Origin of the sequence: Mesorhizobium sp. M1A.F.Ca.IN.022.07.1.1, from assembly GCF_003997575.1 — a bacterium.
In the GTDB taxonomy this organism is placed as follows: Bacteria; Pseudomonadota; Alphaproteobacteria; order Rhizobiales; family Rhizobiaceae; genus Mesorhizobium.
In genome coordinates this window covers 1-920 of record NZ_RZST01000671.1, presented here as the reverse complement: position 1 = coordinate 920, position 920 = coordinate 1, and the positions used below count along the sequence as shown (strand labels likewise).

Below are 920 nucleotides of genomic sequence, written 5' to 3'. Positions count from 1 at the left end.
CCTGCGCTCTCGCAGTTTTTCGATCTGCGCGTCGATGTCGGAAATCGATGATTTTGCAGCCATGCCGGTGTCCTTGTCGGTTCGAGCCATCTGAACGACGCTGATTATACTATCTAGAAACTGATAGTAAAATAGGCTAGTTTGGCTCACCCCGAAAACGTCGTAGCCGGAATTCCGGCGATCGGCCGCCTTCCAGAAAAGCGGCATCGGCCCTTCGGTCCGATTGTTTTGAGGGCGCAACATACGTCGCTGGCGCGACGTGCTCGAAAGGGTTGGAGACCGTCTTGGCGATCATGTTCGTCAGAGCGCAGGTAATCAGCAGAGGGTCGGGTCGCAGCATCGTCTCGGCCGCCGCCTATCGCCATCGCGCTCGGATGATGGACGAGCAGGCCGGCACGTCGTTCAGCTATCGCGGCGGGGTCTCCGAACTGGTGCATGAAGAGCTGGCGCTGCCGGACGGCGTTCCCGCCTGGCTGATGACCGCCGAAGGAAAGCCCATTGCGGCCGCCAGCGAAGCATTCTGGAACGCGGTCGATGCCTTCGAAACCCGCGCGGACGCGCAGCTTGCGCGCGAGCTGATCATCGCGCTGCCGGAGGAACTGAGCCGGGCTGAGAACATCGCGCTGGTGCGCGAATTCGTCCGGGACAACTTTACATCGAGGGGCATGGTCGCCGATTGGGTGTTCCACGACAAGGACGGCAATCCGCACATCCACCTGATGACCGCCCTGCGGCCGCTCACCGAAGAAGGCTTCGGGCCGAAAAAGGTGCCGGTGCTCGGCAAAGACGGCGAGCCGCTGCGCGTCGTCACTCCCGACAGGCCGAACGGCAAGATCGTCTACGCGCTCTGGGCCGGCGACAAGGAAACCATGAAGGCATGGAAGATCGCCTGGGCCGAAACCGCGAACCGGCATTTGGCG

1 protein-coding gene and 1 pseudogene are annotated in these 920 nt (G+C 61.8%); one reads left to right on the top strand and one right to left on the bottom strand.

What is annotated here, in order from left to right; genetic code table 11:
• Positions 1-207, bottom strand: a pseudogene (locus EOA75_RS35470) (TraC family protein); the annotation flags it as partial.
• A 77-nt stretch (positions 208-284) separates the two neighbouring features.
• On the opposite strand from EOA75_RS35470, the gene EOA75_RS33285 reads away from it, so the two are divergent.
• Positions 285-920: MobA/MobL family protein (locus EOA75_RS33285; RefSeq protein WP_164747780.1), on the top strand; the 636-nt coding region annotated here is incomplete at its 3' end.